General features: G+C 63.2%; 6 protein-coding genes. 5 read left to right on the plus strand and 1 reads right to left on the minus strand.

Annotated features, from left to right (window positions below; all coding sequences use genetic code 11):
• Nucleotides 1–229 precede the first annotated feature (229 nt).
• From ACYOEI_RS32705 to ACYOEI_RS32715, 3 genes are read left to right on the plus strand one after another with little or no spacing between them, the layout of a single operon-like run.
• On the plus strand, nt 230–1,330 hold the full coding sequence (locus tag ACYOEI_RS32705; protein WP_462854140.1) for an ATP-binding protein: 1,101 nt from the start codon (nt 230–232) through the stop codon (nt 1,328–1,330).
• A 55-nt stretch (nt 1,331–1,385) separates the two neighbouring features.
• Nucleotides 1,386–3,443 carry a sensor histidine kinase gene (locus ACYOEI_RS32710; protein WP_462854142.1) on the plus strand — a complete coding sequence of 686 codons (2,058 nt, stop codon included), beginning with the start codon at nt 1,386–1,388 and terminating at the stop codon, nt 3,441–3,443.
• Entirely contained in the window at nt 3,433–3,885 is a 453-nt protein-coding gene (locus ACYOEI_RS32715; protein ID WP_462854144.1) for a response regulator, read from the plus strand. Before ACYOEI_RS32710 ends, ACYOEI_RS32715 begins: the two co-directional genes overlap by 11 nt.
• Before the next feature lie 12 nt (nt 3,886–3,897).
• Here the strand turns inward: ACYOEI_RS32715 and ACYOEI_RS32720 are convergent, their stop codons facing one another.
• Nucleotides 3,898–4,527 (minus strand): hypothetical protein, encoded by a 630-nt coding sequence (locus ACYOEI_RS32720; protein WP_462854145.1) that lies wholly within the window; start codon nt 4,525–4,527, stop codon nt 3,898–3,900.
• Nucleotides 4,528–4,909: 382 nt separating this feature from the next.
• On the opposite strand from ACYOEI_RS32720, the gene ACYOEI_RS32725 reads away from it, so the two are divergent.
• Together ACYOEI_RS32725 and ACYOEI_RS32730 are read left to right on the plus strand one after the other, a co-directional pair.
• Nucleotides 4,910–5,221 (plus strand): hypothetical protein, encoded by a 312-nt coding sequence (locus ACYOEI_RS32725; RefSeq protein WP_462854146.1) that lies wholly within the window; start codon nt 4,910–4,912, stop codon nt 5,219–5,221.
• A gap of 420 nt (nt 5,222–5,641) precedes the next feature.
• Nucleotides 5,642–6,169: a DUF1559 family PulG-like putative transporter gene (locus ACYOEI_RS32730; protein ID WP_462854147.1), complete on the plus strand. Its 528-nt coding sequence runs from the start codon at nt 5,642–5,644 to the stop codon at nt 6,167–6,169.
• Nucleotides 6,170–6,633: the final 464 nt, after the last annotated feature.

Consider the following 6,633-nt stretch of genomic DNA (forward strand, 5'->3'; position numbering starts at 1 on the left):
CTCGGTTCACACGCCCCGGCGCGGGCGACGGATCGATCGTGTTCCCTCTTCCGGATCGGTGAGTGTCGCTCCCATCGCAATTGTCGTATTATACGCGAGGCCCCGCCTTCGGAGGAATCAGGGATCCGGATCCGTACCCGTCCCCGAGGGCGGAGTGGCCAGGCCGACGGCTCCGAACGGCGAACCTCGGGCGGCCGGCGTCGGGGCGGGTCACAGGAGTTGTCACCGAATGAGCTCGGTCCTGATCGTCGACGACAGCCCCGCCGACCGGGCCCTGTTCCGGACCTTGCTCACTCGCGCCGGCCACTCGGTCCACGAGATCGCGCGGGGGCTCGAGGCCCCGGCGAAAGCGCGTGAGGTCCGTCCCCACGCGATCGTCCTGGACGTGAACCTGCCCGACACCGACGGCCATTCCGTCTGCCGGGCCATCCGCGCCGATCCTCAGATCGCGGGCGTCCCCGTCCTCATGCTCACCGTCCGCGATAACGACGCCGACGTCCTCATGGGCCTCGAGGCGGGGGCCGACGACTACATCTCGAAAGACGCGCCCGGACAGATCTTCGTCGCTCGCATCCGACGATTGATCCAATTCCGCCAGATGTCGGTCACCACGGTCCTGAATGAGCACCTCGCCCAGCTCGGCCGACTGCTGGCGGGGATCGTCCACGAGATCCGAGGGCCCCTCTCGGTGATCCGCGGAAGCGCCGAGTTGATGCGGTTCCAGCTCCCGCCGGACGACCCCAACATCCAGTGGATCGAACCGATCCTGCGCAATGCCCAGGTGCTCCAGGTCCGACTCGAGCACCTCATGACCACAGTAAGGGGCGGGGCGGCGGTCATCACGACCCTGGAGATCCCCCCGCTCGTCCGCGAATCGACCGACCTCTTCCTCAAAGGGACCGACCCGCGTGGGTCGAAGATCCGGATCGAGGTCGAGGTCGCCGAGCAGGCCCCTTATGCGAAAGGGGATGCCGGGCGGCTGATCCAGGTCCTCCTCAGCCTCTTCGGTAACGCCCACGAGGCGATCGGCGCCACCAAGTCGGACGGCCGAATCCTCGTACGGATCGCCCCCGATCACCACGACGACATCGACTGGGTGAAGATCGAGGTCACCGACGACGGTCCAGGGATCCCCGTCGGCATCCTCGAGCGGATCTTCGAACCTTACTTCACGACGAAGGAGGCCGGGAGCGGCTATGGCCTCTACATGGCGTCCGAGATCCTCAAGGAGCAGCAAGGCCGCCTGACCGTCTGCAACGCGCCCGAAGGGGGCGCCCGCTTCACCGTCTGGCTCCCGCAAGCCGGTCCTCGGATCTCGACGACAGCCTGAGCCCGACCTCGTCTTCAACCAACGCTCCCGACCCACTCTCCACGCGAAGTCGACCATGCCCTCGAGCCGACGGCCCAAGAATCGACGCAAGCTCCCGTCCCGAGAACTCTGGATCCCCGGACTCGCCATCGCGGTGGCCGGGCTCTCGCCTTCCCTGATCACCATCGCGATGCTCGGGGCCGGGGTGGGGTTCATCATGCTCGGCCTCTCGATGGTCCTGACGGTCCTCGCCGTGGCCGCCTGGCGGGGCGCCGACTCGACGCGGTGGATCGAGCCGATCGATCGACTCACCGAGGAGGTGCAGGCCGCGGCCGAAGACCCCCACCGGCCGCTCGAGGCGACCCCGGTCCCCGAGCTCATGGGTTTGATCAGGGCACTCCGGGAGTGGCGGAAGTCGTGGCCGCTCCCCTCGGCCCCGACCCCTCAAGCCGCCCCCGTGTTCAACTCCAGCCTCGGTGAATCCGGGCCGCAGATCGCACTCGACTCGCTCACCAGGAGCAGCATCCTCTCGTCCATCCCCAACTTCGGGGACAACTTCGACCCCAGCCAGTCGGGCGAATTCTCGTCGACGGACATGGTCAGCCGGCTCGAGCCGAAGAGCTTCCGTTGGCTCGAGTCGAGCCCGGCCGAGCAAGAATTCCTCGGCTGGAACCTGAGGCAGCTTCGCGAGAAGTCGTTCCTGGAGATCGTCCATCCCGACGACTACCCGCGCGCCAAGGAACAGCTCCGCGCCGCGCTCGTCCGTGGCGAGCTCCACGGCCTCATCGTCCGCATCAAGACCGCCAGGGAGAAGCCGAAAGCCATCGAGATGAACGTCGGGGTCCGCTATGGCCCGGACCTGAAGATCACCCACCTGCGCTGCCACATCACCGACGTCACGATCAAGGTCAGGGCCGAGCGCGAGCTCAGGCTCCGGACCCGCGAGCTGACCCAGGTCAACGAGCAGCTCCGGCAGATCAACCGCGAGCTCGAGGAGCTCAAGGAACGCTATCGCGACCTCTACCAGAACTCCCCCGCGATGTACTTCAGCCTCGACGACCACGGCCGGTTCATCGAGTGCAACGACACCCTGCTGCGGACCCTGGGATATCGACGCGAGGACCTGATCGGCCGGTCGTACGAGCGGATCCTCCCCGAGTCGCGCCGAAGCCTCTTCGCCTCGAGGTTCGCCGACTTCGTCCGCACCGGCTCGACCGAGACCGCGAGCCAGTGGATCAAGCCCAGCGGCGAGTTGATCGACGTCTGGGTCTCGGGCACGACCGTGTTAGGGCACGACGGCCGCTTCCTCCGCTCCCGCAACGTCACGCAGGACGTCACCGCCCGCAACCGGCTCGAGGCCGAGCTCCACGAGAAGAACGACCGCCTCGCCCGGACGAACGAGGAGCTCTCGAGCAAGAACAAGGAGATGGACGAGTTCGCCTACGTCGTCTCTCACGACCTCCAGGAACCTTTGCGGACGCTCATCGCCTTCTCCGACTTCCTCCTGCGCGATTGCGGCGACCAACTGGACGCGAACGGTCAAGAATATGTACGATATCTCGTCGAGGCGGCGCGTCGGATGCGGTCCCTGATCCACGGGTTGCTCAACCTCTCCCGTGCCGGGAGGGTGACAGGCGACCTCTCGGCCGTTAATCTGGATGATGTCGTCGAGGTGGTGAAGGCCGACCTCGCCGAACTGATCCGGACCAAGGGGGCCGAGATCCGAGTCCCCGCACCCCTTCCCATGATCTGGGGAGACCGCGACCGACTCGGCCAACTCCTAGCGAACCTGATCGGCAACGGCCTGAAGTACAACACGGAGCCGGCCCCCTGGGTCGAGATCGGGGCCTTGTCGGTCGACCCCGGCCCCCAGGTCACGATCTACGTGAAGGACAATGGCATCGGGATCGACCCCCAGTTCCATGCCAAGATTTTTCAACTCTTTCGTCGACTGCACACCCGAGAAGAATACGAAGGGACCGGCGCGGGCCTTGCGATCTGTACCAAGATCGTCCAGGCCCACGGCGGCCGGATCTGGGTCGAGAGCGAGCCAGGTCAAGGCTCGACCTTTTTCATCAGCCTGAGCCGTCCGCCTTCAACCGAGTCACGGACCGAAGCGCCCCATGCGTCCTGAATTTCACATCCTGCTGGTCGAGGACAGTCGGGCCGACGTCAAGATCATCGAGCGCGCCCTCCACGAGGGGAACGTCGAACACCGCCTCACCGTCATCCACGACGGCAAGCGGGCCCTCGAATATCTCGTCAAACTGCGACAGCCCGAAGTCCCTGCTGACATGGAGCCGGACCTCATCCTCCTCGACCTGAACCTCCCCGGCCTCGACGGCTGCCAGGTCCTCACCCAGATCAAGAACGACCCCCTCCTGCGCTCGATCCCCGTGGTCGTCCTGACCACCTCCCGCCGCGACGAGGACGTCCTTCAAACCTACCAGGCCGGGGCCAACACCTTCATCCAGAAGCCCGCCGAGTACCCCCGCTACTGCGACCTCGTCCAGACCCTCCGTCAATACTGGCACGACACCGCCATCCCCCGACCTCGCAACCGCCCGTCGAGTTGATCGAGGACAAAATCAGATCTGCGTGATATACGGCGTCGTCAATCCCGCGTTAATCGCGTACGGGAACCCGGCCGTACTCGGCGGGTTGTACGTCGCCGGGGCGAACACCGTGTTTTCGTACTGCAACGTGATCGGGTTGCTGTTGTCGGCGTAGAAGCTGATGCGGAACACCGGCTTGTTCCCCCCGACCACAGGAGCAAAGAACGACTGACTTCCCCCACTGGCCAGTTGGAACGGCGAGAAACGCCCCCCGTTATACGTTGACGCCGAGGCCGAGAACGTGACCGTGCTCGACGTGTTATTCCAGAGCGTGACCACGCCCCAGTCGAGATAGTTGGCCGGCAGCCTCGCGACGCTACTCCCGTTCCCACTCCCGACTCCGCCCACCAGCACGATGGGGACGAAATCCACCGGCACCGCCCCCGGCCTGCCAAATCGAAGATGCGCCCGGAAGTGCCCGCGAACCGGGCCGTGTCGATGCCCGTGAAAATTCGCCGCCGCGATCTCCGCGTGCGCCGCCCCATTCCCCCTCGCCGCCGCGTGAATCCCCGCCGCCGCCCCATCAAGCCCCGCCGTCGTCAACCGACGTTCCTCGACGCCCTCCACCCCCGGACGGAGTTCCAGCCTGCCTTGACGACGCATGGCGCGAGCCCTCGACGAGTGTGACCATTCGAACCCCGGGCATCCCGCCCCCGTTCGAAAGCCACTCCCTGGCCCGATCCATCATGAGCAAATGATAGCACACAACCGACCAAAGCCTGAAAACTCCGAACGGCGAGAGCCGCTCATGAGGTCTTCTCTATACCTTCAGAGGAGATCTCAGGTCCTCCTTGTTCTCGAGCCATCATCGAGAATTCTTGCCTGCCGAGGAGTCCGGCTCCAGTCCGCCTTGGGGCGTTTCGCCCTGGCCGTTAGAATGACCGCGCAACTCGACAACCACCCGTAACCTATGTCCGCGTGCGAGGAACGCACGGCCATGTCGAAAACCCCCTCGTCGACTCAATCCGCGACGGTAGATCTCATCATGGCGGAACGATTCAGGCGACACGCGGCCGAATGGAAACAAGAATCGCACCACCTCTCCAACCCGGTCCAGATCGCCATGCTCAAACCCTACCAGCGGATCATCGGGATGGGACCTCCTGTCGTCCCTATGATCCTCGAGGAGTTGAGCCGCGAGCCCAATCAGTGGTTCTGGGCCCTCGAAGCAATCACCGCGCAAAACCCTGTACCGCCCGAAGTCCTGGGTGAGGTGCGACTGATGGCCGAGGCCTGGATCCAATGGGGAGAACGCCAAGATGTCCTCGCCACGCGATCTCGTCATCCCGAGGACTGATCCATCCAGGGCGAGAAGAGCCACCCCTCCCGACTCCTCGCCACCGACGATAGGGCAATCCCCTGGGTGGTCGCAACTCGGCCTCGCTCGTACAGTGATGTTAAATATCGAGGCCCCGTGCCGATATGATTCCGAGAAGTCGCGACGGGTCGTCGAATCGAATCGTGGGCCGAGTGCGCGGACACTACGGATTTGAGACGCCTTGAACGGGGATGACGGTTCGACTGGTCGACCGAAGTCGGGAAGGCTCAGGTTTTCAAGCGTTCGAACGTGCTGGCTTTACCTCACATGGCTTCTTCATGTTTCTTTAATTATTTGATAGAATTTACATATTGATTCTACGAATGGTTACGCAAAGTCTTAGCCGGCTTCCAAAGGGATCCAGCCAGGTTTTCGAGCAGGACGCGATGGAGGTGAGCGATGCAAGTGCAGCGGCAAAAAGGCGGCTTCCGCGGGCTTACTCTTATCGAAATGCTGGTCGTGATCGCAATCATCGGTCTGTTGGTAGCTCTGCTGCTACCAGCCGTCCAATCAGCCCGCGAGGCTGCCAGAAACCTTCAGTGCAAGAACAACTTGCATCAGTTTGGTATCGCTTTGGCAAACTATCATGATACGGTAATGAGTTTCCCTTTGGCGATCAACGGCCTCAAAGGGCATTCCGTCCATAGCATGATCCTGCCCCGCCTGGACCAGTTGGCAGCCTTCAACGCCTTCAACTTCGATGTTGACACAAGCGATAAGGCAAATACGACAGTTGGAAACGCAGAATTTACCGTGTTAGTATGCCCATCCGACTCAGGAGTAGGCTCAATCGGCGGCACAAGCTACGCCTGCAACGGCGGTTACGCTTACCAGCGGTCTCCTTGGAACGGGGCTTTCACCGCCCCACCAGGTTCACCTACGAGGGGATCGTCCCAAATCGCAAGTCCAGAGCCTGACACTGGTTGAAGTCAGGACGTTGCCGGGATCTCAAGCAGGTCCAAGAACCGGTAACTGGGCAGCTTCAGCCCCAGAAGTTCATAAGGGCTGTGCTTGCGTCGTTTCCCCTCGCAAAACGCTCGGCAATTCCAGTACAACCGCTTCAGGTCCAGCATGCCTTGGCTTACCGTTCGATGGCGTGACTGGTGCATCCGCAGCACACTGTTCATACACTCCACCGCGCTACTGGCTCGCACCGCCCCACGCAACACCTTTCCCACCGCCTCGTACGACTCTCGCCAATTCGTGTCCCGCCCTTGGCAGAGCACCATTTGGACCAGATGGGCTACATGGCCTGCACCCCCGACGTCACCCTTGCTGTTCGATCGCGGCCGCTGCCGGCGCAACCACCACAACCGCACCAACTCGGTTCGCAGTTCGACTTCGGGGACCGCTTCCTGCAACTGACGGTGCAGGCGGTCCAGGAACGTCAA

This window comes from Singulisphaera rosea (assembly GCF_054877945.1).